The 21,944-nt window shown below is 63.8% G+C and carries 26 protein-coding genes; 24 read left to right on the plus strand and 2 right to left on the minus strand.

Annotated elements, in window-relative coordinates; all coding sequences use genetic code 11:
- Positions 1 to 211 precede the first annotated feature (211 nt).
- The 3 genes from BFL28_RS14600 to BFL28_RS14610 all read left to right on the plus strand — a co-directional run bounded on the left by BFL28_RS14600 (position 212) and on the right by BFL28_RS14610 (position 4,246).
- The gene (locus BFL28_RS14600) at positions 212 to 1,933 is read left to right on the plus strand and encodes a strawberry notch C-terminal domain-containing protein (protein ID WP_479630671.1); all 1,722 of its coding nucleotides are present in this window, start codon (positions 212 to 214) and stop codon (positions 1,931 to 1,933) included.
- Positions 1,934 to 2,168: 235 nt separating this feature from the next.
- Positions 2,169 to 2,984: a DUF7146 domain-containing protein gene (locus BFL28_RS14605; RefSeq protein ID WP_479630670.1), complete on the plus strand. Its 816-nt coding sequence runs from the start codon at positions 2,169 to 2,171 to the stop codon at positions 2,982 to 2,984.
- Positions 2,985 to 3,313: 329 nt separating this feature from the next.
- On the plus strand, positions 3,314 to 4,246 hold the full coding sequence (locus BFL28_RS14610; RefSeq protein ID WP_069321278.1) for a DUF2493 domain-containing protein: 933 nt from the start codon (positions 3,314 to 3,316) through the stop codon (positions 4,244 to 4,246).
- Positions 4,247 to 4,266: 20 nt separating this feature from the next.
- Here BFL28_RS14610 and BFL28_RS14615 read toward each other — a convergent pair whose 3' ends face one another.
- On the minus strand, positions 4,267 to 4,656 hold the full coding sequence (locus tag BFL28_RS14615) for a hypothetical protein (protein WP_069321279.1): 390 nt from the start codon (positions 4,654 to 4,656) through the stop codon (positions 4,267 to 4,269).
- A 210-nt stretch (positions 4,657 to 4,866) separates the two neighbouring features.
- On the opposite strand from BFL28_RS14615, the gene BFL28_RS21180 reads away from it, so the two are divergent.
- The 3 genes from BFL28_RS21180 (at position 4,867) to BFL28_RS14625 (ending at position 6,557) form a co-directional block, all read left to right on the plus strand.
- Positions 4,867 to 5,028, plus strand: a complete 162-nt coding sequence (locus tag BFL28_RS21180) for a hypothetical protein (RefSeq protein ID WP_173655763.1) — start codon at positions 4,867 to 4,869, stop codon at positions 5,026 to 5,028.
- 126 nt (positions 5,029 to 5,154) lie between these two features.
- The gene (locus tag BFL28_RS14620) at positions 5,155 to 5,607 is read left to right on the plus strand and encodes a hypothetical protein (RefSeq protein WP_206599124.1); all 453 of its coding nucleotides are present in this window, start codon (positions 5,155 to 5,157) and stop codon (positions 5,605 to 5,607) included.
- A gap of 626 nt (positions 5,608 to 6,233) precedes the next feature.
- Positions 6,234 to 6,557: a DUF736 domain-containing protein gene (locus BFL28_RS14625; protein ID WP_069321281.1), complete on the plus strand. Its 324-nt coding sequence runs from the start codon at positions 6,234 to 6,236 to the stop codon at positions 6,555 to 6,557.
- A gap of 68 nt (positions 6,558 to 6,625) precedes the next feature.
- On the opposite strand, the gene BFL28_RS14630 is transcribed toward BFL28_RS14625, so the two are convergent.
- The gene (locus tag BFL28_RS14630) at positions 6,626 to 6,871 is read right to left on the minus strand and encodes a helix-turn-helix domain-containing protein (RefSeq protein WP_069321282.1); all 246 of its coding nucleotides are present in this window, start codon (positions 6,869 to 6,871) and stop codon (positions 6,626 to 6,628) included.
- Between the two features lie 193 nt (positions 6,872 to 7,064).
- Between BFL28_RS14630 and BFL28_RS14635 the strand changes: the two genes are divergently transcribed.
- The 18 genes from BFL28_RS14635 to trbJ all read left to right on the plus strand — a co-directional run bounded on the left by BFL28_RS14635 (position 7,065) and on the right by trbJ (position 21,940).
- The gene (locus BFL28_RS14635; RefSeq protein ID WP_069321283.1) at positions 7,065 to 7,325 is read left to right on the plus strand and encodes a DNA -binding domain-containing protein; all 261 of its coding nucleotides are present in this window, start codon (positions 7,065 to 7,067) and stop codon (positions 7,323 to 7,325) included.
- 158 nt (positions 7,326 to 7,483) lie between these two features.
- The gene (locus BFL28_RS21880) at positions 7,484 to 7,726 is read left to right on the plus strand and encodes a transcriptional regulator domain-containing protein (RefSeq protein ID WP_420911768.1); all 243 of its coding nucleotides are present in this window, start codon (positions 7,484 to 7,486) and stop codon (positions 7,724 to 7,726) included.
- Positions 7,671 to 8,231 carry a DUF2285 domain-containing protein gene (locus BFL28_RS14640; protein WP_079247181.1) on the plus strand — a complete coding sequence of 187 codons (561 nt, stop codon included), beginning with the start codon at positions 7,671 to 7,673 and terminating at the stop codon, positions 8,229 to 8,231. The genes BFL28_RS21880 and BFL28_RS14640 overlap by 56 nt, the downstream gene beginning before the upstream one ends.
- 154 nt (positions 8,232 to 8,385) lie before the next feature.
- Entirely contained in the window at positions 8,386 to 8,664 is a 279-nt protein-coding gene (locus tag BFL28_RS20275; protein ID WP_079247182.1) for a helix-turn-helix transcriptional regulator, read from the plus strand.
- Positions 8,661 to 9,563, plus strand: a complete 903-nt coding sequence (locus tag BFL28_RS14645) for a replication initiator protein A (RefSeq protein WP_069321284.1) — start codon at positions 8,661 to 8,663, stop codon at positions 9,561 to 9,563. Before BFL28_RS20275 ends, BFL28_RS14645 begins: the two co-directional genes overlap by 4 nt.
- Before the next feature lie 202 nt (positions 9,564 to 9,765).
- A complete protein-coding gene (gene parA / locus BFL28_RS14650; RefSeq protein ID WP_069321285.1) occupies positions 9,766 to 10,404 on the plus strand; it encodes a ParA family partition ATPase in 639 nt (212 codons plus the stop codon).
- Positions 10,401 to 10,646: a hypothetical protein gene (locus BFL28_RS14655; protein WP_042441024.1), complete on the plus strand. Its 246-nt coding sequence runs from the start codon at positions 10,401 to 10,403 to the stop codon at positions 10,644 to 10,646. Before parA ends, BFL28_RS14655 begins: the two co-directional genes overlap by 4 nt.
- Entirely contained in the window at positions 10,643 to 11,116 is a 474-nt protein-coding gene (locus tag BFL28_RS14660; RefSeq protein ID WP_069321286.1) for a DUF2840 domain-containing protein, read from the plus strand. Before BFL28_RS14655 ends, BFL28_RS14660 begins: the two co-directional genes overlap by 4 nt.
- A complete protein-coding gene (locus tag BFL28_RS14665; protein WP_069321287.1) occupies positions 11,113 to 11,634 on the plus strand; it encodes a S26 family signal peptidase in 522 nt (173 codons plus the stop codon). Before BFL28_RS14660 ends, BFL28_RS14665 begins: the two co-directional genes overlap by 4 nt.
- Positions 11,631 to 12,473 (plus strand): lytic transglycosylase domain-containing protein, encoded by an 843-nt coding sequence (locus BFL28_RS14670; RefSeq protein ID WP_079247183.1) that lies wholly within the window; start codon positions 11,631 to 11,633, stop codon positions 12,471 to 12,473. The genes BFL28_RS14665 and BFL28_RS14670 overlap by 4 nt, the downstream gene beginning before the upstream one ends.
- A 268-nt stretch (positions 12,474 to 12,741) precedes the next feature.
- Complete coding sequence (locus BFL28_RS14675; protein ID WP_069321289.1) at positions 12,742 to 14,496, plus strand: relaxase/mobilization nuclease domain-containing protein; 1,755 nt, start codon at positions 12,742 to 12,744, stop codon at positions 14,494 to 14,496.
- A 110-nt stretch (positions 14,497 to 14,606) separates the two neighbouring features.
- Positions 14,607 to 16,610 carry a conjugal transfer protein TraG gene (locus BFL28_RS14680; RefSeq protein WP_069321290.1) on the plus strand — a complete coding sequence of 668 codons (2,004 nt, stop codon included), beginning with the start codon at positions 14,607 to 14,609 and terminating at the stop codon, positions 16,608 to 16,610.
- Positions 16,607 to 17,050 (plus strand): CopG family transcriptional regulator, encoded by a 444-nt coding sequence (locus BFL28_RS14685; RefSeq protein WP_069321291.1) that lies wholly within the window; start codon positions 16,607 to 16,609, stop codon positions 17,048 to 17,050. Before BFL28_RS14680 ends, BFL28_RS14685 begins: the two co-directional genes overlap by 4 nt.
- Positions 17,051 to 17,234: 184 nt before the next feature.
- Positions 17,235 to 18,170 carry a P-type conjugative transfer ATPase TrbB gene (gene trbB, locus BFL28_RS14690; RefSeq protein ID WP_069321292.1) on the plus strand — a complete coding sequence of 312 codons (936 nt, stop codon included), beginning with the start codon at positions 17,235 to 17,237 and terminating at the stop codon, positions 18,168 to 18,170.
- Between the two features lie 2 nt (positions 18,171 to 18,172).
- The gene (locus BFL28_RS14695) at positions 18,173 to 18,484 is read left to right on the plus strand and encodes a TrbC/VirB2 family type IV secretion system protein (protein ID WP_234803422.1); all 312 of its coding nucleotides are present in this window, start codon (positions 18,173 to 18,175) and stop codon (positions 18,482 to 18,484) included.
- On the plus strand, positions 18,484 to 18,756 hold the full coding sequence (locus BFL28_RS14700) for a VirB3 family type IV secretion system protein (protein ID WP_011157784.1): 273 nt from the start codon (positions 18,484 to 18,486) through the stop codon (positions 18,754 to 18,756). The genes BFL28_RS14695 and BFL28_RS14700 overlap by 1 nt, the downstream gene beginning before the upstream one ends.
- A gap of 8 nt (positions 18,757 to 18,764) precedes the next feature.
- Positions 18,765 to 21,200, plus strand: a complete 2,436-nt coding sequence (trbE, locus tag BFL28_RS14705; protein WP_069321293.1) for a conjugal transfer protein TrbE — start codon at positions 18,765 to 18,767, stop codon at positions 21,198 to 21,200.
- On the plus strand, positions 21,197 to 21,940 hold the full coding sequence (gene trbJ / locus BFL28_RS14710; protein ID WP_069321294.1) for a P-type conjugative transfer protein TrbJ: 744 nt from the start codon (positions 21,197 to 21,199) through the stop codon (positions 21,938 to 21,940). The genes trbE and trbJ overlap by 4 nt, the downstream gene beginning before the upstream one ends.
- The last annotated feature ends 4 nt before the right edge of the window (positions 21,941 to 21,944 follow it).

The raw sequence follows: 21,944 nt of genomic DNA on the forward strand, positions 1-21,944 counted from the left end.
TAGATCCTCCAGCTTGTTGGGTCTGGGGTCACCTTAATTATCTGGAGTAGAATCGATGTCCTCATCTCGCAAATCTGCGCCTGCACGCGAACCGCTCGACATAAATCTCGACTGCAAAGAATATGTCCTGGACTATCTGGCGCACTCGTTCCCAACCCAGCTCTTCGAACCCTATACCGATGGCGAGGGTAACCTGTGCTCGCGGCCGGTGATGCGGGATGGCCAGCCCGTGCAATGCCGCGATGCGCTCGAACGCCGCGATCGTCTCATCGAGCATCTCGGCGCACTGGCCCCGGTGCAAGGCGCCCTCGATCAGATCGTCCAGCGGTTCGGCACCGAGCAGGTCGCCGAAGTCACCGGACGGTCCCGCCGCGTCGTCGCCCGCATCGGCGCGGACGGCGAACGGCGTCTGTGTGTGGAAAATCGCGCGGGCAGCGCCAACCTGGCGGAGACCGCTGCTTTTCAGGACGATGACAAGCGCGTCCTCGTGTTCTCCGACGCAGGTGGCACGGGCCGGAGCTATCATGCCGACCTTGGCGCCAGGAACAGGCGGCTGCGCATTCACTATTTGCTCGAGGCAGGCTGGAAGGCGGACACGGCCATCCAGGGGCTCGGGCGCACCAATCGCACCCACCAGGTTCAGCCGCCCATCTTCAGGCCGATCTCGACCGACGTGAAAGCAGAAAAGCGGTTTCTATCGACCATTGCGCGGCGGCTCGACACGTTGGGCGCGATTACCAAAGGACAGCGGCAGACCGGCGGACAGGGTCTCTTCCGTGCCGAAGACAACCTCGAAAGCGCCTATGCCAAAGCGGCACTGCGCCAGCTCTACACACTGCTCCTGCTCGGCAAGGTGCCGGGCTGTACGCTGCAACGGTTCGAGGACGCCACGGCCCTCAAACTGACCGATCGCGACGGCACCCTGCGCGAGGAACTGCCGCCAATCACGCAATTCCTCAACCGGATGCTGGCGCTGACCATCGACCTGCAAGGCACGATCTTTGACGTATTCGAAGGTCTGCTTCGCGCCAAGATCGAAGGCGCGGTCGCCGCCGGCGTCTATGATCGCGGCGTAGAGACCATCACGGCGCACTCGCTACGCGTCACCGAGCGCCGCACGCTCTATGCCCACCCTGCGACGGGCGCCGAGACCCAGGTCTTTACGGTCGTCGAGCGAAACCCGACCCGGCCGATTTCACTTGCCGAAGCGGTTGAGCGCGGTGCCGACCGCGACTGCCGCTTATTGATCAATCGCCGTTCGAAGCGGGCAGCGGTACAAATTCCGGCCCCCAGTCTGACGCTCGATGACGGCGAGGTGGAGCGCCGCGTCCGGCTGCTCCGCCCAGTCGAGCGCATGGCGATGGCGCAAAGCGCTCTTGAGGAATCGGCCTGGGAAGAGGTCGACGCGGAGCGCTTTGCCCACGCGTGGAGTGCGGAAATCGCCGAATTGCCGGCCTTTACCGAAGTCACCTCGCACATCGTCACCGGGCTGCTGTTGCCCATCTGGCGACGCCTTCCCGGAGAAGGATGTCGGGTTTACCGGCTTCAGACTGACGATGGCGAGCGCGTGATCGGCCGGCAAGTCGCGGCAGCATGGGTGGCTCAGGCCTTCGGAGAAGCGCCCGTAAGCATGGCTGCAGGTGATGCGTTTGCCGCCGTGCTGACCAAGGGGGATACACTTCACCTTACCGATGCGATGTCCCTGCGGCGTTCGCTCGTCATGGGCGTTCAACGGATCGAATTGGTGGGTTTCACCAGCGCGATGGTCGCGCGGCTGAAAGCCATCGGCTTAACCTCCGAAATCATCGCCTGGAAGCTGCGCCTGTTTATCCCGACGGGCAGCAACGGTCCTTCGATTACAGCGGGTTTGCTCAGTCGGCACCCTATCGAACGGATCGCCCCTCGGGCGGCAACCCGCCATGCCGCAGCGTGACCGGAGACCGGCAATGCACGGCCCTGCTGCTGAGCTGGCCGACCGTCTCGCGCGTAACGCCGAGGCGGTATGCCGACACTATTTGTCCAATGGACGCCGCGAAGGCCGATACTGGCTTGTCGGCGACATCAACAACAACCCAGGCCGCAGTCTCTATGTCCGGCTGCGCGGCGTCGAAACCGGCAGCGGCGCGACCGGCAAATGGACCGACGCCGCGACGGGCGATCATGGCGATTTGCTCGACCTGATCGCCGCCTGCCGAAATCTGCAAAGCCTGCGCGACACCTTGGACGAGGCTCGCCTGTTCCTCAGCCTGCCACGAACCGAGTCTCATGCCGACAGGCGACCGGCCGCGCCGGTGCCAACAGGGTCGCCCGAAGCGGCGCGTCGCCTATTTGCGATGTCGAAGCCGATCACGGGCACAGTCGCACAATCGTATTTGCGCCGACGCGGCATTACGGATGTGCGGCATGGCGACCCCCTGCGCTTTCATCCTCGCTGCTGGTATCGCGGTGATGACGAAGACCCGCGTGATCGCCTGCGCGACGCCTGGCCAGCCATTATTGCAGCGGTCACCGATCTCGACGGCACGATCACCGGAGCCCATCGGACCTGGCTCGATCCTTCAGGCTCGCACAAGGCCGACATCTCCACCCCCAGACGGGCCATGGGGCAGCTCTTGGGCAATGCAGTGCGGTTCGGTCATGCTGTGGATGTGCTCGTTGCCGGTGAGGGCATCGAAACAATGCTTTCGGTTCGTCAGATCCTGCCTACCCTACCGATGGCCGCCGCCCTGTCGGCCAACCACCTCGCGGCGTTGATCCTGCCCCCCACGCTCCGTCGGCTCTATATCGCTCACGATGCCGATCCGGCCGGTGATCGGGCGCAGGAAACGCTGGCCGAACGCGCGATCGCCCTGGGGATCCAAGTCATTCCACTGAAACCCAACCTCGGCGACTTCAACGAAGATCTGCAGCGGCTTGGACGCGATGCGGTCACGCGCGAGCTCCGCGATCAGCTCCTGCCCGACGATATTGTCCGATTTCCTTGATCGATGGTGATCGGCAGGAAGACGCTTGTTGTCCGTAAAGCGGGAGGAACGCTCGGTCTGGCCTTGTCCTTGAGGCGCGGCGCCCACGGCCTTCTGAGAGAGCGATCGGACCGGAGCCGGTTCGGGTCGGCAACGGCTGCGGCGGGCTATTTTCCGCCGGTCCTGCGGACCTTTGCATCGCGAGCCAAAATAGCCCGCCTTCGCCGTCCTACGCTGCGCTGCGGCCGCTCGGTCCTTCGGACCGGCGGTGCAGGCCCGCTCTGCCCCCGCTCTTCGTCGCCTGCGAAGGCCGCGATGGGCGCGGCCGGCAAACGGACAGGCAGGACACCATGAGCACCGATTCCGATTTCGAACCGCTGCACGAGCAATCCCCCACCTCCAGCCTCCTCGATGAGCTGCAACTCTTTGGACACAGGCCCTTCGAGGATGAACCCGATCCCAGGCCGTTGCCCGAAGAACGCCACGTCCGTGGCGCGATCGCCGACATCTTCGACGCACTGGCTTCCACATTCCAAGACACACGTCTTGAACCCGACCTCGACGACCTGCTGTGGTCGACCGTGAACCTCTTCCACCGCGCCGCCGAACGGATCGAACGCGAACTCGACGATAACGAGCAAGCCCAAAAGCGCGGACAGCGCGAGCAGGACGGCTCGGAGGTCAAATCCGTCGAGCTGGAGCGTAAGATCGCCGAAGGCATGACGCTCATTGAACGCCGCAACGCCTTTGAATTTATGCGTGATCAGGCAGCCGACCAGTTCGAGACCCACCTCCGGTCAACCTGGCGCCCGCGCTCAGGCTCGATGGTCAATCGCAAGGCGCTGACCTCGGCAATGATCGACAGCCGCGACTTCATTGCCGCCCGCAAGCGCGCCGAGAACAAGGTGATGCTCCCCGCCGGCGCCAAGGTCGCCTTTACGGGTGGCTCCGACTTCAACGATCATCAGGCGGTCTGGGCAGCACTTGATCGGGTCCGCGCCAAACACCCAGACATGGTGCTGTTGCACGGCGGGTCTCCCAAGGGGGCGGAGCGCATCGCGGCCTGCTGGGCCGACAATCGCAACGTTGCACAGGTCGCTTTCAAACCAGACTGGACCCGCCACGCCAAAGCCGCGCCCTTCAAGCGCAATGACCAACTCCTCGACATCCTGCCGATCGGGGTCGTCGTGTTCCCAGGATCGGGCATTTCCGACAATCTTGCGGACAAAGCTCGCAAACTCGGCATCCCGCTGTTCGATTTCCGGAAAGGCGGCGGTGCGTGAGCGCCGCCGACCAGCCAACGCTAGCGCCCGTTGTGGGGCGCCAGACCGAGAAAGGCCTCGATACTGCGTTCGGCAATCACCCATTTGCCGTCGAGAAATTCGGCGCTGTCGCTGACAATCGCAAATGACCACTTCCCGATCTGGCCCGTTGTCTTGTTCACGCGGTGGCCGCTCGCCGCCCAAAGGGTCGGGGCGCCCACCACCGGACCAAGTAGCTCTGCAGCAGACATGGCATGACCGACATGCTCGACCACACCCTCATAGGTCTTGCCGCCATCAACGATCATAACCGTGTCCCCGATCTGTAGTGGGCACTGAGCCACCGCGATCTTTTGTCGGAGGGTTTCGACGTCTTGCTGAGCGTCGAGGAAGCGCTGCTTTGCTTCGGAGAGAAGAACTTCGTCTGACATTCTTCCCTCTCCCGTCGTTGCCCACCCCGCTCTCATAGCCGCTTTCCTTGGTCCGGGCCCGGCCTTCCACGGTCAACCCGTAAAGGGTCCGCTAAGCGGAGCTTGCGGCCGCTGGGCTAACGCCTGGCGCGGTGACCGCGGCCATGTCCCGGACACTTCGGGCGCCTGTCGAGCGGGGATGGTCCCCGCCTCCAGACAGGAGCCGGAACGATGTCGCTTTCTCTCGCCCAACGTAGCGCCTGGAACCTCGCAAAGACCCTCATGGTCTGCGTCACCCTTTTCAAGGCAGGATCCGAGTTCGGCGTCATGCCCTCGGCCGAGTTTGACGGCGACCCTGACAGCGTCGTTCATGAATATGACCCCTGGTCGTGAGCCACACCAGTTGGGCGGAAGCGCAAAAACGCGCTCCCGCCCAGCCGACTTTTGGGCTATACTCGACGCTGCGCCGTGGTGGTGGTGGAGGCGCGACCGTTCCTGTTTGCAACGGAGTACACCGCCATGATCATTCTGGGCATCATCATGCTGATCATCGTACTGAGTGCGATGTGTTGGTTGCTGTTCAACCTCGCCGTTTTCGCTCTTCCGCTGTTCGCCGCTGTGTCCGTGGGGCTCGCGACGACCGATACCGGTGCCGGTCCAAACGGCGCTATTTTTCTCGGTCTTCTAGCTGGCATCGCCACGCTTACCGCAGGCCAAATGGTCTTTACGCTCGTCCCGTCTACGTTGGTCCGCGTCGCAGTCGCAGGTCTCTTCGCGATCCCCGCCGCGATTGCGGGCTATCATGCCACGCACGGGCTCGCCGCGCTGGCGATCCCGGCTGAGGGATGGCGCCAAGCCTTTGCCCTTTTCGGCGCTGGAGCGATCAGCCTCACTGCCCTGGCTCGGCTTGCTTTGCCCCGAGGGGCAGGCTTTCGAGCCACCCCTTCAGACGCGCGTCTATCAGGGCAATAACATCTCGCCAGAATGATTCCCCGCCCGGACCGACCCGAGCAGGTGCAGCAGCTCAGGTCATCACCATCACGCACCGGGCGCGACGGGGCTGGAGAGTATGGCCCCCTTCTGGTCAGAGATTGGCGATTAAGCGCGGTTGCCGGTTAAACGAGCCTGCCCATTGCCGCTTTCGTTCAGGGAGCATCCCACGGCGACTCGGCGAAGATCGACGATCCCCATGAGCATTTCACTTCTTTACTGCCATCCCGACAATCGGGCCGTGCGCGCCGTTTTGTACGCTGGACTATCCGACAATGCGCCGTCTGCGTTTTTGCCTTGCTTGGAGCCAAGGACATTCGCCAGGTCTCGGGTTGGATCGGCTATCAATGCACACACCCAAGCGGTCTCTTGATGGACTGATCTGGCCGAAGGCCGGCTTCGCCTCGATCGCCTCAGCCGCAACGCCTGTCGTCCGACTTTCTTCCCCGGCCCGGCGGGCCTCCTCGCGGGACAAGAAAGTCTCCCGACCGACATCCTCCGCTGCGCTGCGGCCCTGAAGGGTGCGGCGTCGATCACCTCCGGCCCCTTGATCACCATCGAGGCCGCGATGGGCGCGGTGCTCGAAATAGCATCCAAGGAGACTTAACATGGCGACCATCGGCACCTTCAAGAAGAGCGGCAACGAGTTCAGCGGCGAGATCGTAACGCTCAGCGTCCAGGCCAAGGGCGTCCGCATCGTCCCCGAGGCGAACCGCAGCGGCGACAACGCGCCGAGCCATCGGGTTTACGTCGGCCGTGCCGAGATCGGCGCCGCCTGGAGCAAGACCTCGAACGAGGGCCGCGAATATCTGGGCCTCAAGCTCGATGATCCCAGCTTCACCGCTCCGATCTACGCCAATCTCTTCGACGACGAAGAGGGCGACACCTTCAGCCTGATCTGGTCGCGCGCCGCCAAGCGCAACGGCGACTGAGCCTCTCACCCCGCCCGAGCCAGCCCGGGCGGGGACTCGCCCCGACGCGTATTCTTACCGGTCCTGGCTTAGGTCTCAGAAGCTGGCGCCGGTTCCGCTCCGGGGTCGGGCCGACGCAACAGATCGGCCGCTTCGACACCTAAAACGTGCGCCAACCGATCCAGCACATCGATGCTGGCGGCATAAACACACCGTTCCAATGAACTGATATACGTCCGGTCGATCTCGGCACGGTGCGCGAGCTCTTCCTGCGAAAGCTCTTGAGCCTGCCGGTAATTTCGCAGGTTAAGCGCGAGTACCTCTCGTATCTCCATGAACGAGACAGCACTGGCTTGTAGAGTATTTCACCACGGAGTATTCTCTACAGACCATTGGCTTGAAGGCTGTGAGCGTGCCACCGCGTCCCTTTTCCAGCAGTGCCGTAGTGCAAAAAACTGCTTGTGCGGCAACGCTTGGCGGTTTCATTAACCTCGTGATTCAGCCCCCTCTCAGCCGCGCTCGCCCGTGATGGCCAACTCGCCGATTTCAGATCTCGCCCCAGACGGTCCCGATCTCACCGCCTATGATCGTGACCAGATGCACACCTATTTGCGTCTGATTGATGCCGCCGACGAGGGGGCTGATTGGCGCGAGGCGGTGGAAATCATCTTTGGCGTCGATCCGAACGCCGACCTTGAGCGGGCGCGTGCCACCTACGACAGCCACTTGGCACGGGCGCGGTGGATCAGCGCGCGGGGGTATCAATCGCTTGTTTGGCCCAAAGCCTGACGTCCGTGCTGCCCGCCATCACGCAATAGAATATCCATTTTGGCGTGATCGGTTTTCACGAACACCATGCCTAGCTCACCGGGGTTCAACCTCAAGAATGCCATCCCGAATCCTATAGCGGCGCGCAACCGTGGCGCGTCCTGTGGAAGGAGTTCGCGATGTCGAGTAAGCGTAACTGGCGAGATTCTGGGCCTTATCTTCGGGCGAAGGAGCTTCCGGCAGCCGATCTGGCCTGGGAATTTCTGCGCCGCAATCCAGCGTATCAAAGGGCCTATGCGTCGGTGATGCGCTCCTCGGCAGATGCCGCTGACCTGATGGCGCAGCGCTGGGGCCTGCGATTTCGCGGTGGATCCTCGCCGGGCGGCGGCAGAGACCGAAGTCTATTGGCTTGCCAATTATGATCCCCGCCTGATCCAGCTCGTCGCCGATACTACCGGGCTAGGCGACGTGACGGCTGGGCAGCTCCCGCTGCGCCACGATATTGCCAGCGATGATGGCGCTTACGCAAAGATCGGTGCCTCCAAGGCCTCGGGCACGGCAAAGCTCGCGCCCGGCCTGCCGCTTGACGCGCCGCTGATGGCGATCGTTCCGCTCGATGCCAACATCCCAACGCGGATCGAGGCGATGGCTCGCCTATGGCGTGCGCTGACGGGCCAACAGAGCCTTCCCTATGCACGCGAGATCCCAGCGTCACGCCGAGAACGTCTGGCGATGAGCCTGCGCGCCGTTGACGCCCGCCATGCCGGGGCCACACGTCGTGACATCGCAGAGACCATATTTGGCCCGGAACAGGTGCCAGAGGGCGTCGCATTCGACGACCATCATCTGCGCAGCCGAACCGCCCGCCTGATCCGGGACGGCCTGGCCCTCATAGCCGGCGGATACCGCAAGCTCCTGAAATCCTGACACGGCGCCCGGCTGGGCCGCGAAAATGTCCGGCTGACGGGTCGGAAACAGGGGCGTCGTTTGCGACCCGCCTCGGCCTTTTCCTACTTCGCCACATTCGCCTTCGACCGTCGGCAGCTCGCCAGAGCCGCCGCAAGCTTTCGGAGGTTCGATCATGTCCTCACCCGCGACCGCGACATTACCACCCCGCTGCCTTCGTACACCCGAGGCCGCGCGCTTCCTCGGCCTTTCAGGCCGCACGCTCGAAAAGCACCGGACCTACGGAACTGGCCCGCGATACTCCAAGATCGGCGGCCGCGTGGTCTATCGCGTCGAGGACCTCCAGATCTGGGTTGATCGCGGCGCGAAGTCTTCCACGACAGACGAGACCGGAACCGTCGTCCTTCCCGCCAAACGGCACACGGAAGAAACATCCTTCGAGCGCCGTCGATGAGCGCGCGACCGAGCGCCCAGCCGGGGCGTCGCCACCCGACGCCCGAGCGCGACCAGCTTGAGCTTTTCCGCGCCATCCCTGGCGATCTGGCACCGCGTGATGCCCAGGACTTGATGGCCTACCCATTCTTCAGCCTGGCGAAATCCAAGCGGCTAAAGCCGATCGACTTTCAGGCAGGCTCCGTCGCTATCCGCGTCGAGGCCGTGCCCGAGCATGGTATGGCGACGATCTGGGACGCCGATGTACTGATCTGGGCAGCCAGTCAGTTGGTCGAAGCGCGCGACCACGGCTTTCGGACATCGAGGCTGGTTGCGGCGACGCCCTATGAGATCTTGACCTTCGTAGGCCGTGGCACGTCAGCGCGAGACTATGATCGCCTGAAGGCCGGTCTCGACCGTCTTCAGGCAACGACCGTCGCCACAACCATCCGCCAGCCCAGTGAACGGCGTCGGCACCGCTTCTCCTGGATCAACGAGTGGAAGGAAACGTCCGACAGCAAAGGCCGCCCCTACGGGGTCGAACTTATCCTGCCCGACTGGTTCTACTCGGCCGTCCTCGACGATGCTCTGATCCTGACGATCGACCGCGCCTATTTCGATCTGACCGGCGGGCTGGAGCGCTGGCTCTATCGGATCGTCCGCAAGCATGGCGGGCGCCAGCCAGGTGGCTGGAGTTTCGACCTCACCCATCTGCACGCAAAATCCGGCTCGCTGAGCCCGCTCAAGCACTTCGCTTATGACCTGCGCGACATCGTCCGCCGCCAGCCCCTGCCGGGTTACAAGCTGACGCTTGAACGTCCCTATGGCTTTGATCGCCTGGTCTTCGTCCCCACCACCGACCCGCTTGATTTTGCGATCCCGCGCCGGCTGCGCGGCGCTTTCGCTGGGGATAAGCTGTGAATTGCGTCGTGCTATCAAGGACCGGCGCTATCGTGCCATCGGGGACCGTCGCCTCGTGCTATCGAGGACCGGAATCGCCGATATTTATTGCGATTTCAACGCGATACTCCGCCCTTAACATCTCTAACCTAGAATCCTTCGGATTCTTTCTAACGCAGTTGGCGGCTCCGCGCGGCCTGCAGCGCGCGGATCGGAGCGGGCGATGATCGTCGCCTTCCTCAACCAGAAGGGCGGCGTTGGAAAGACGACGCTCGCCTTGCATCTGGCGGGCGCCTGGAGCACCCGCGGCCGGCGTGTTCTGGTCGTCGATGCGGACCCGCAAGCGTCGGCGCTCGACTGGGCAGATCAGCGGCTGCGCGAGGGTCTGCCACGACTTTTCGGCGTCCTCGGGCTTGCACGCGAAACACTCCACAAGGAGCTTCCCGACCTTGCCCGCGACACCGACCATCTGATCATTGATGGCCCACCGCGAGTCGCCGGCATCGCGCGTTCCGCACTCCTCGCAGCCGATCTGGTGCTCATTCCGGCTCAGCCTTCGCCATTCGATGGCTGGGCTTCCAGCGAGATGCTCAGGCTGCTCGACGAAGCCCGTATCTTCCGACCGGAACTGCGCGCCCGGATGCTCCTCAATCGCTGCGCGGCGCGCACCGTCATTGCCCGCGAAACCGCAGAGGCACTGGCTGACCAGGATCCGCCGATGCTCGCGAGCCGTGTCGGCCAGCGGGTCGCATTCGCCGACGCGGCACGCACCGGCCGCCTCGCGTCGGAGAGCGACACCGGACAAATGGCGACACGCGACATCGAGGCGCTGGCCGATGAACTCGATGGATTGGCGCAATGACCGATCCTCGCAAACCGGCCTTCGTCCGTCGTCCCAGCGACCCAGACGCCTGGGTGCGCGCGCCTGATCGACCGTCATCCGGGCTGCGTGACAGCTATACGGCGCGCCTCACCATCGACGTGACGCCGGCGATGCGCGGCCGACTCAAGATTATCGCCTTTCGGAACGGCCAAACCGTCGCCGATATGTTGCGCGCGCTGCTCGATCGCGAATTTCCGGACGACGAAAGTTCGCCCGGATGACCGATACCGTCCTCAGAACACGCGTTGAACTGCTCCATCTTGAGGGCAAGATCGAACGCTGGATCCGCTTCGGCCATGTCGCGGACGAAGAGATTCTCGATCGTCGGCGTCGGGCCTTTTGGTTCAGGCCCGACAGCGTGTTTGCCTTCATCCGGTGGGCCGCCGGGGACCACGGAACCCTCGTCTCCCGCATCGATATTCTGCGCGCCTGCCATGCGAACGAAGCCTACACGACCATCCCCGGCGTCGCGCCAGGGGGTGAGGTTCTGCTGCGCGCAAACGGTTGGGCCAAAGTCGAGCGCGTCCTGCAACTGATTGATCAGGTCGAGGCGCTTGGCGTGCAGCCCGCCGACGCCTGTCCGGACCACTGGCGACACATCCACAACCGCCTTGCCGCTGCCGAGGAGCCGCGTCCCTACACTGTTCGACGGCACGCGGCCTGGCTTTCACGGCGGAGTCTGAACCGATGAAATTAACATGGAAACCTCTCGCCGCAGCGACGGCGGCGATCGGCATTCTTGCCCTAACCACCGTCATCCACCCGCTCCCGCGCGTGATCTGGAATGCGAGCGCAAGCGTGCCGATCGGCCTGTATGCGGTTGATCCGCGCCGCTCACCCGAGCGCATGGATATCGCCGTTGTCCATCCGCCAGGACCACTCGCGCGATTTCTGTCGGAGGGCGGCTATCTGCCTGAAGGGGTGCCGCTTCTCAAGCATGTCGCGGCCCTTCCAGGGCAACGCGTCTGCCGGCGTGATCGCACCATCACCGTCGACGGCGTCATGATGGGTGAGGCCCTAAGGCGGGATCGGCGGGGTCGCCCGCTGCCCGTCTGGCATGGCTGCCAAACACTCGCCGCCGATCAGGTTTTTCTGCTCAATCCTGACAGCACCGGATCGCTGGACGGTCGGTACTTCGGGCCACTTCCTGCCAGTGCCATCGTCGGAGTCGCTCGACCGCTCTGGACCGCGGAGGATCGGCAATCATGACATTCCCACGCGCCAGCCGACTTAGTTTGACAACGCTCGCGGTTCTCCTGAGCGTAACAGTCGGCGCTAACGCAACGCCCTCCCAAGCGCCGGTGGCAGCACAGACTGCGGGCGACCCGATCGCGACGGCCATCGACGAAGCGTCCCGGCGGTTCGGCATTCCCGAAGCTTGGATCCGCGCCGTCATGCGCGTGGAAAGCAATGGCGATCGCCGCGCCGTATCGCGCGCTGGCGCGATGGGGCTGATGCAAGTCATGCCCGCGACCTACGCCGATTTGCGCCGGCAACTCGGGATTGGCGCGGACCCTTTCGACGTCCGCGACAACATTCTCGCGGGCACGGCATATCTGCGCCAGATGTACGATCGCTACGGAGCGCCCGGCTTTTTGGCGGCCTATAATGCTGGGCCAGGGCGCTGGGAAAGTCACCTCAACGGAAGCCGTCCCCTACCTAACGAGACCGTCAATTATCTGTCGAGGCTGGCCCCGGCGCTCGGATTCGCCGCCGTCGATAGCGCCAGCGAACCTGCTGCCAGGCGCACACCTTCCCCCTTCGAGGCCCCATTATTCGTGCGCGCTAATGGTGTTTCGATCGCGGGATCGACGCCCAACGACGCAAATCGAATTCTGGAAATTCTCGCCGCCAATCCAACGCGCGTGGGGCGTGATCAAATGCTACCCTCGGCCACCTCCGATGCACCGCCGGTGTCTCGCGACGATCCATCTGTCGCCACCCGGGCAGCACAGACTTCGTCATCGCCGGCATCTTCCCGTCGGTCGCTCCTCCCGGCGGAAAGCCCCCTTTTCGTTGCGCGGAACGAAGCCCGGGACGCGCAATGAGGCAACGCCTGCGAAATCGTGTGCTGGGCGGCCATCGGCGGCAATGGCGTATTGTCGGCGGTGACGGGCAAGTTGGTCGGCGTAGGAACTGTCGGAAACAGAGCAGAGGGCAAGATAAAAGCCCTGCCTGCGGCTTGGGTCTATGCGGTTGGTATTTTTGGATATTTTTGTATGGCACCCGCCGATACCCTGCCAGACATTCTCGGATTTTTCGATTTCATTTCATTTGCTTAGACGCCAGCAAGCGCTTGCCGCAGGACATGAGCCGATGAAGCGGGGTGACGACGACCTGCATATCCGGCCCGGTCGAAGCCGTGACGGTGGAACACCTGGGGGCAAAGCCAAAAGCTTCGTCGCCAAAGTCATGCGAGCGGCCAGCCGGGCCGGACATGGCGGACGACGGTTTTCCAGCGTCAGCGTCCGGCAATCTTCGTTCGGCCGTGGCCGCGCTGCGACCGCGCGAGCGGCGCTACGCAGTCCCTCACGCCGGGTGCTGATCAAGACGCGCGTCGCACGTCACCGTGGCAGTCACTTTCGCGCCGCCCCGCTTTCCACTCACCTGACCTACCTTCAACGCGACGGGACGGACCGCGACGGTCGTCCCGGTCAACTGTTCGATCGCGCAAGCGACCATGCTGATGGCCGAGCCTTTGCCGAGCGGTGCGAAGAGGATCGCCACCATTTTCGGTTCATCGTCTCACCCGAGGACGCGGCGCAGATGAGCGACCTCCGAGAATTCACGCGCGACCTCATGGTGCAGGCCGAAGCAGATCTGGCAACCAGGCTCGATTGGGTCGCGGTCACACATCACAACACCGACAACCCTCATGTCCATCTCTTGGTCCGTGGGCGTGATCAGGATGGCGCCGACCTCGTTATCAGCCGGGACTATATCAGTCGCGGTCTGCGGGGTCAGGCTGAGCGGCTCGTGTCACTGGAGCTTGGGCCGCGAAGCGACCAAGAGGTCAGCGTGACCCTGCGGCGTGAGGTCAGTGCGGAGCGGTGGACCCGCCTGGATCGAACCTTGCGCGACTATGCGGACGACACCGGCGGCGTCATCGATCTCCGTCCTGGTGGGCACGCTCACGGCGACAAAGACCTGCACGATCTATTGGTCGGCCGTGCCCAGCATCTGCAGCGCCTCGGCATCACCGATCAGATTGGCCCCGCGCAATGGACCATCGCACCCGACGCCGAGACGACTCTGCGGGCGTTAGGCGAACGCGGAGACATCATCAAAACGATGCATCGGGCGCTCAATCGGCAAGGTCAATCGCGCGGCGTCGCCGACTTCGCAATTCACGGCGAGGGCTCGCCGAACGTCCTCGGCCGCCTCGTTGATCGCGGCCTCCAGGATGAACTGGCAGGAACCGGCTATGTCGTCATCGATGGGATCGATGGCCGAACCCATCATGTCCGGCTACCGAGCATCGAAGCCACAGGCGATGCCAAGATCGGTGCAATCGTGGAGGTGCGTCCCTTCACCGGCGCGGACAATCAGCAGCGTCTCACCCTCTCGGTGCGATCGGATTACGATCTGGCCGAACAGGTGTCCGCCACCGGTGCGACCTGGCTCGATCGTCATCTCGTCGGCCGAGATCCGCCGCCAGTCGCCAGCACAGGGTTCGGCGCCGAAGTTCGCGAGGCGCTCGATCAGCGCACAGACACACTCGCCACAGTGGGTCTGGCCAATCGACGCCTCCAAGGCGCGGTCTTCGCACGCGACCTGATTGATACGCTGAGACAAAGCGAGCTGGCCAATGCCTCAGGTCATCTGGCAAGCGAGACCGGCCTTCCCTATCGGCCCTCGGAGCCGGGCAATCATGTCGCCGGCCTCTACCGCCAGCGCGTCAACCTCGCCTCAGGCCGCTTCGCCATGATCGACAACGGCCTGGGCTTTGAGCTCGTGCCCTGGAAGCCTGCCCTCGATCAGCATCTCGGCCGCCAAGTCACAGGCGTGATGCTTCCTGGCGGGGGCGTCGATTGGTCGATGGGTCGCAAGCGAGGGCTCGGCATCGGCTGACCCCGCCGTTCTGCACGACAGCCTAGCCGATCCTACGACGCGACTGACAATGCCCTTGCAACGCCAGACGCTCACCCCACCGTCAGCGCCTGCGCTGCGGGAGTTTCCTTATGTCCGCGACCAAAATCCTCTGGGGCCAGGTTCTGATTGTCGCCCTCATTGTGCTGGCCTCGGTCTGGGGGGCCACGCAATGGACCGCATGGCAGTTGGGTTACCAGCCCGAACTGGGACGACCATGGTTTGTCCTTATGGGGCATCCGATCTACGCGCCGCCCGCGTTTTTCTGGTGGTGGTATTTTTTCGACGCCTACGCCCCCAAGATCTTTTATCAAGGCGCTGTCATCGCCTCCGCAGGCGGATTTGCGTCGATCGCGGTCGCGGTCGGCATGTCTGTAAGGCGTGCCCGTGAGGCGAAGAATGTCACGACCTACGGGTCGGCGCGCTGGGCGACGCCTGGCGAATTACGAACCGCCAAATTGCTTGGCGACGATGGCGTCATTCTCGGTCGCTTTCACCAGCGGTATCTGCGCCATGATGGTCCCGAGCATGTGCTGTGTTTTGCGCCGACGCGGTCCGGTAAGGGGGTTGGCCTCGTCATACCGACCCTGCTTACCTGGCCGGGTGCGTGTATTGTTCACGACATCAAGGGCGAAAATTTCGGACTGACGGCGGGGTGGCGCAACCGGTTCAGCCACGTCCTGCGCTTCGACCCCACCGATATCAGCTCGGATGCGTATAACCCTCTGCTCGAAGTCCGGCGCGGCCCCTCCGAAGTGCGCGACGTGCAGAACATCGCCGATATTCTGGTTGATCCCGAGGGCGCACTCGAGAAACGCAATCACTGGGAAAAAACCAGTCACGCCCTGCTCGTCGGCGCGATCCTGCACGTCCTCTATGCCGAAGCCGACAAGACGTTGGCGGGCGTTGCCAACTTCCTTTCGGATCCCAGGCGTCCCATCGATACGACGCTGCGCGCCATGATGACGACGCCGCATCTCGGCGATGACGGCGTTCATCCCGTCGTTGCGTCGGCCGCGCGCGAACTGTTGAACAAAAGCGAAAACGAGCGATCGGGCGTGCTGTCGACCGCGATGTCGTTCCTCGGCCTCTACCGCGACCCTGTCGTCGCGCGCGTGACGCGCCGATGCGATTGGCGGATTTCTGATCTTGTTGATCGGCGAGACCCGGTCACGCTCTATCTGATTGTCCCGCCATCCGACATCTCGCGCACCAAGCCCCTGATCCGGCTGATCCTCAATCAGGTCGGGCGACGCCTGACCGAGGACCTTGCCGCCAAGGGACGGCGCCACCGCCTGCTGTTGATGCTCGACGAGTTCCCCGCGCTCGGTCGCCTGGACTTTTTCGAGTCGGCGCTTGCCTTCATGGCTGGCTACGGCATCCGCAGCTTCCTTATCGCTCAAAGTCTCAACCAGATCGAAAAGGCTTACGGGCCGAACAATGCGATCCTCGACAACTGCCATGTGAGAGTGAGTTTCGCGACCAACGACGAGCGCACCGCCAAACGTGTAAGCGATGCCTTGGGAACCGCGACCGAGATCCGCGATGCCCGCAACTATGCCGGCCATCGTCTGTCGCCCTGGCTCGGCCATTTGATGGTTTCGCGTCAGGAAACAGCGCGGCCGCTGCTCACCCCGGGCGAAATCATGCAGCTCCCGCCAAGCGACGCGATCGTGCTCGTTTCAGGACTCTTCCCGGTCCGGGCGACGAAGGCGCGCTATTATGAGGACCGCCAACTCAAGGCGCGACTACTGCCTCCTCCCACCGAACCGACCCAGCGCGAGGAGGTTGGCGCGCAGAGCGATGATTGGAGCGCGCTGGCGCCGCTGCCATTTGCGCCGACAGCGGCAAGGACTTCAGGGGATGATGCCATCGATGGCGACGCCGACGATTCTGCCAATGCCGGAATCCGGCGGGAGCCGGGAATTCCCGCGCATGAGGCAATAGCGCCGGAGACACCGCTGCCCGTGCGCGAGTTCGACGCGCTGGACGACGAGCCTGACGACGACGCCCTTCGCGCTCAGACGCTGCAGGCGCGAATGCGTGGCATGGCGCGCCAGGCCGCACTCGATCCTGATGATGGGATCGTGTTGTGAAGCCGCCTCCCAGGATCAAACAGACCTTTCGCATTCCCGCTGAGCTGAGCCGGGATTTGGCTGACTATGCCCGGCGCCGGCGGGTCGCCCAGGGCGACGTGGTGCAAGCCGCATTGTCATCCCACTTATCACCAGACGGCGCCGACCGCCTGGAGGCGGCGCTGGCGAGACGGCTCGATCGCATGACCCGCCAGATCGACCGGCTTGAGCGCCACATCATGATCAGCAACGAAACATTGGCTCTTTTTGTGCGCTTCTGGCTGACCGCCGTGCCGCCGCTTCCCGATACCGCCCAGGCCGCAGCTCAGGCAAAGGGCCGCGAACGCTTCGAGGGTTTCGTTGAAACCCTGGGGCGACGCCTCGCCAAGGGGCGCAGCTTCGCCGACGAGATCGTTCAGGACGTTCCGGCAACCACGAGCGCAGATCCCGACGAGGAGTGAACCGCCGTTTCCCTGCCATTGTACGCTACAGCCCTACTACGCCCTCAAGCCTATTGAATCAGTACGATATCGCCGCTTCTTGCTCGACCCGTTGACTGTCTCGCCTTCGGCGAGACGCGAAAACGGGACGACGTTCGTGACCACAGTTGCTTTCCGGTCCGAGAGTTTCGCACGCGGCGCACGGATGTTGCGGACCGCGCTAGGCGCCGACATCGCCGGGTTTCTCGATGACCCGGGCGTCGTCGAAGTTATGCTCAACCCTGATGGCCGTCTGTGGATTGACCGGCTCGCGGGCGGCCTGGAGGATACCGGCGCACGCATCAACGCGGCAGACGGCGAGCGCATCGTCAGGCTGGTGGCCCACCACGTCGGAGCCGAGGTCCATGGCGGCAACCCGCGGGTCTCGGCCGAACTCCCCGAAACCGGTGAGCGCTTTGAGGGCTTGCTGCCTCCCGTCGTCGCCGCGCCCAGCTTCGCCATCCGTAAGCCCGCCGTCGCCGTCTTCACCCTGACCGATTATGTCGAGGCGGGGATCATGACCGCCGACCAGGCCGAGAGTCTCCGCGCTGGCGTTTACGCCCGCAAGAACATCTTGGTGGTTGGCGGGACGTCCACCGGCAAAACGACACTCGTCAACGCCTTGCTCGCCGAGGTCGCCAGAACCGGCGACCGGGTGGTGCTTATCGAAGACACCCGCGAATTGCAGTGCGCGGCCCCAAATCTGGTGGCGCTACGGACCAAGGACGGCGCAGCGAGCTTGACCGACCTGGTTCGCTCGGCGCTGCGCCTGCGTCCTGACCGGATCCCGATTGGTGAGGTGCGCGGCGGCGAAGCGCTCGACCTGATCAAAGCATGGGGCACAGGCCACCCCGGCGGTGTCGGCACCTTACACGCCGGCTCCGCGCTTGGCGCTCTGCGGCGTCTCGAACAGCTCATCCAGGAAGCGGTGATCACAGTGCCGCGCGCGCTGATCGCCGAGACCATTGACCTGATCGCTGTTCTCTCCGGCCGCGGCACCACCCGCCGGCTCGCCGAGCTCATGCGCGTCGAAGGGCTGACCCCGGAGGGCGACTACCGGCTCATCCACCACCTCCAACCTTCGCCAGGAGACCTGCCATGACAATGTTCCGTCGCTGCTTGACCGGCGCAGCAACCTTCGCGCTGCTCGCGATCACAACCGCACCTGCCTACGCCGCCGGCTCCAACATGCCGTGGGAGGCGCCGCTCCAGTCGATCCTGGAGTCAATTCAGGGACCCGTCGCCAAGATCATCGCGGTGATGATCATCATCGTCACCGGGCTCACGCTCGCTTTTGGCGACACCTCGGGCGGTGCTCGCAAGATGGTCCAGATCGTCTTCGGGCTTTCGATCGCCTTCGCGGCCAGCTCGTTTTTCCTTTCCTTCTTCTCGTTCGGCGGCGGGGCGCTGGTCTGATGCTTGGCGCAGATGAACCCGCCGTCGGCTTCTATGCCCCGGTTCGGCGCAGCCTAACCGAACCAATCCTTCTCGGTGGCGCTCCGCGCTCGCTGGCCATCATCAATGGCACGCTCGCCGCAGCTCTGGGGCTGGGGTTGCGGCTTTGGCTGGCTGGCCTGCTGATCTGGCTCGTCGGGCACATGGCCGCCGTATGGGCAGCGCGGCGCGACCCCGCCTTCGTCGACGTGGTGCGCCGCCACCTTCGCTACCCGACCCATTTCGGCGCGTGAGACCGGTCGTGCTGAATCTCTCCGAGTATCGCGGGAAATCCCAAGCTCTCTCCGATTTTCTGCCGTGGGCGGCATTGGTCGCCGAAGGCGTCATCCTCAACAAGGACGGCAGCTTTCAGCGCACTGCCCGGTTCCGCGGTCCGGATCTCGATAGCGCAACACCCGCCGAGTTGGTCTCCACGACCTCACGGCTCAACAATGCCTTGCGGCGTCTTGGCTCCGGATGGGCGATCTTCGTCGAGGCGCAGCGCCATCCGGCCAGTGCCTATCCGCCTGGCACGTTTCCGGACGGTGTCTCCAATCTCGTCGATTTCGAGCGCAGAGCACAGTTCGACGAAGCGGGCGCGCACTATGAATCTTCCTATTACCTGTCACTGGTCTGGTTGCCGCCGGCCGAGGACGCGGCACGCGCCGAGGCCTGGCTGTACGAGGGCCGCGAGCAATCCGGGATCAACGGTCACGAGCAACTCGCCACCTTCATCGATCGCACCGACCGCGTCCTCAACCTCGTTGACGGGTTCATGCCCGAAACCGCGTGGCTCAGCGACATTGAGACCCTGACCTATCTGCACGCGACGGTCTCGACCCACCGGCATCAAGTCCGGGTGCCCGAAACCCCCATGCACCTCGACGCCATCCTGGCCGATCAGGTGCTCACTGGCGGGCTAGAACCTCGCCTGGGTCAGGCTCACCTGCGCACGCTGACCATCATGGGCTTTCCGTCGCAAACCTGGCCGGGTCTGCTGGACGACCTCAACCGCCTCGCCTTCGATTATCGGTGGGTCACCCGGGCGATCTGCCTCGACAAGACCGACGCGGCGAGAGTCCTGGGCCGTATTCGCCGCCAATGGTTCGCCAAGCGCAAATCCATCGCCGCGATGCTCAAGGAAATCATGACGAACGAGGCCTCAGCCCTCATGGACAGCGACGCCGCCAATAAGGCCGTGGACGCCGACATGGCGCTTCAGGAACTCGGCTCTGATCTGGTGGGAGCGGCCTATGTCACCGCAACCGTGACCATCTGGAACGATGACCCTCGCATCGCCGATGAGCGCCTGAGGCTCGTCGAAAAGGTAATCCAGGGCCGCGACTTCACCTGCATGGTCGAGCGCGTCAACGCCGTCGAGGCCTGGCTCGGCAGCCTGCCGGGGCACGTTTATGCCAATGTCCGCCAGCCGCCGGTCTCGACCCTGAACCTCGCGCATATGATGCCGTTCTCCGCGGTCTGGGCGGGACCGGAACGCGACGAGCATTTTGATGCTCCGCCACTCTTTCTGGCCAAGACCGAAGGGTCGACGCCATTCCGCTTTTCGCTCCACGTCGGCGACGTCGGACACACACTGGTTGTCGGCCCAACGGGCGCCGGCAAGTCGGTGCTATTGGCGCTGATGGCGCTCCAGTTTCGCCGCTATGCCCGGTCGCAGATCTTTGCCTTCGACTTCGGCGGCTCAATCCGGGCAGCCGCGCTGGCGATGAGTGGTGACTGGCACGACCTTGGCGGCTCACTCGCCGAAGACGCGAGCGAACCGGTCGCCTTGCAGCCGCTGGCCGGGATCGATGCCGAAGAAGAACGCGCATGGGCGGCCGAGTGGGTTGCCGCCATCCTGGCCCGCGAGAAGATCGACATTACGCCCGACGTAAAGGAGCATGTCTGGTCGGCGCTCAACAATCTGGCGTCGGCCCCAAAGTCCGAACGCACCCTCACGGGGCTATCGGTCTTGCTCCAGAGCCAGGCGCTCAAACAAGCGCTCAAGCCCTATTGCGTCGGTGGGCCTTGGGGTCGTCTACTCGATGCCGAGACCGAGCGTGTCGGGTCAGCCGACGTGCTCGCCTTCGAAACCGAAGGCCTGATCGGCACGGGCGCCGCCGCAGCCGTGCTTGCCTACCTCTTTCACCGGATCGAACATCGTCTGGATGGTCGTCCCACGCTGTTGATCGTCGACGAAGGCTGGCTTGCCCTCGATGACGAAGGCTTTGCCAGCCAGCTCCGCGAATGGCTGAAGACGCTGCGAAAAAAGAACGCGAGCGTGATTTTCGCCACCCAATCGCTCGCCGACATCGACGGTTCGGCGATTGCGCCGGCCATTATCGAGAGTTGCCCGACGCGGCTCTTCCTGCCTAACGAGCGCGCGCTCGAGCCCCAGATCGCGACAATCTACGAACGCTTCGGACTCAACGATCGTCAGATCGAGATCCTCAGCCGCGCCACCCCGAAGCGTGACTATTACTGCCAGTCACGCCGCGGAAATCGTCTGTTCGAGCTGGGTCTGGGCGAGGTGGCGCTCGCCTTCACAGCGGCGTCCAGCAAGGGCGATCAAATCCTCATTGCTCGGCTGATGGCCGAACATGGCCCGACCGGCTTTGCCAAGGCCTGGCTTGAGGCCCGCGGCGTCGCTTGGGCGACCGACCTGATCATCACCCCGCAAAAGGAGAAAATGCCATGAAACTTCGATTTCGTCCGGCATGGACTGCCGGTCTCGCCGCCCTGACATTGGCCACGTTGCCGATGCCATCTCAGGCCCAGATCACGGTCTGGGACCCGACCAACTATACCCAAAACGTCCTGCAGGCCGCGCGCTCGCTCCAGCAGGTCACCAACCAGATCACCTCGCTGCAAAACGAGGCGCAAAGCCTCATCAATCAGGCCCGCAATCTGGCGAGCCTGCCCTACTCCTCGTTGCAAGAACTCCAGCAGTCGGTCGCTAGGACCCAGCAACTGCTGGGGCAGGCGCAGAGCATTGCCTATGACGTGCAGCAGATCGATCGCGCCTTCCAGACCAGCTACGCGCCAGCCAGCGCCTCCAGTTCCGATCAGGCGCTCTTCGCATCGGCCCGCCAGCGTTGGCAGACATCGGTCAGCGCACTTCAGGATGCGATGCGTGTGCAGGCCGGCGTCGTCGGCAATATCGAAACCAACCGCACGCAGATGGCGGCATTGGTAGGTTCCAGCCAGTCCGCCACCGGCGCGCTGCAGGCGACCCAAGCCGGCAATCAGCTTCTGGCGCTCCAGGCCCAGCAACTGTCCGATCTGACTGCCGCCGTCGCGGCGCAGGGGCGTGCGCAAAACCTTGAAGCGGCGCAGCGCGCGGCGGCTGCGGACCAAGGTCGCGAGCAGCTTCGCCGTTTTCTGACTCCGGGTCAGGGCTACCAGCCCACCGAGGTCACCATGTTCCACGATCGCTGAGCGG

It is taken from the genome of Sphingomonas turrisvirgatae (genome assembly GCF_001721295.1).
Classification (GTDB): Bacteria; Pseudomonadota; Alphaproteobacteria; order Sphingomonadales; family Sphingomonadaceae; genus Sphingomonas; species Sphingomonas turrisvirgatae.